The sequence below is a fragment of the Vibrio sp. Vb0937 genome, from assembly GCF_033338855.1.
Genome location: NZ_JAWOTK010000272.1, coordinates 1 through 1238, shown reverse-complemented (window position 1 = coordinate 1238; position 1238 = coordinate 1). Strand labels below are relative to the sequence as shown.

Sequence of the window (1238 nt, the reverse complement as noted above, 5' to 3'; positions counted from 1 at the left end):
ACAGAATTCATCAAAATGCGTTCCCGTGTCGTAATTCAACATGCTAAAGTTAACAATGCATTAACAATTATAAATACAACGAGAAGACATGGAGTCACCAAACATGAATCAGCCGAAAATAAATAGCACTGCTGGTTGCGCTCTCCCACCACCAAATGAAATGATTCTTAAATGGGCAGCGGAGCGCCCGAATGAGGTCTACCTAAAACAAATCATTAACCGACAGTTTGTCGAGTTTACTTACGCAGAAGTCGCCGATCAGGCTCTCAAGCTCGTCAGCGCACTACGTGGGCTGGGTATTCAGCCTGGCGATAAAGTCGCTCTGGTATCGAAAAACTGCGCAGAGTGGTTTATCTGCGATTTGGCCATGATGTTAGGGGATTACGTAAGCGTACCTATTTTCCCTACCGCAGGGGCCGACACGATTGAATACTGTGTAACTCACAGTGAAAGTAAGGCGCTGATCGGGGGGAAGCTTGATGACCCAGCAGCAACTCAGCAAGTCATTGATGCCATGCCAGAGCTTATCAGCATCGCGCTGCCGTATGATTCAGCACCACAATGCCAATACCAGTTCAACGCTTTGATTGCGGATGCCGTGCCAAGTGAAGAGCGTCCACAACACTACGACGATAAGTTGATGTCATTGGTGTATACCTCCGGCACATCAGGTTTGCCAAAAGGCGCAATGCTGACTTACGGAGCGTTTAGTTGGTCGGTACAACAGCTGATCAACCACATCGGCATTCAAGCTAACGATCGACTGTTTTCCTACCTACCATTGGCACATATTACTGAACGCGTTTATATTTTTGGTTCATCCATCATGGGTGGCGTACCAACGGCTTTCCCAGAGTCGCTCGATACTTTTATCGAAGACGTAAAAATGCACCGCCCAACCTTGTTCATTTCTGTACCGAGATTATGGCCTCTGTTCCAGCAACGCATTCAAGACAAACTTCCACAGAAAAAATTGAATTTCTTACTGAAAATACCGTTCGTAAATTCGCTGATTAAGAAAAAGCTCGCCGAAGGGCTGGGGTTAGATCAAGCGCGAGTTTTGGGTTGTGGTTCTGCTCCGGTATCACCCGCACTATTAGATTGGTACCACAGCGTTGGCCTAAACATCACCGAAGCATGGGGGATGACGGAATCCTTCGCTTACAGCACCATAAACTACCCATTTAGGGCAGATAAAATTGGTACCGTGGGTAACTCAGGCCCCGGCATTGAGTTAA

1 protein-coding gene is annotated in these 1238 nt (G+C 47.0%); it reads left to right on the top strand.

Annotated elements, in window-relative coordinates:
* Nucleotides 1–103 precede the first annotated feature (103 nt).
* A partial coding sequence (locus R7P67_RS25020) for an AMP-binding protein (RefSeq protein ID WP_318086345.1) occupies nt 104–1238 on the top strand: 1135 nt, incomplete at its 3' end.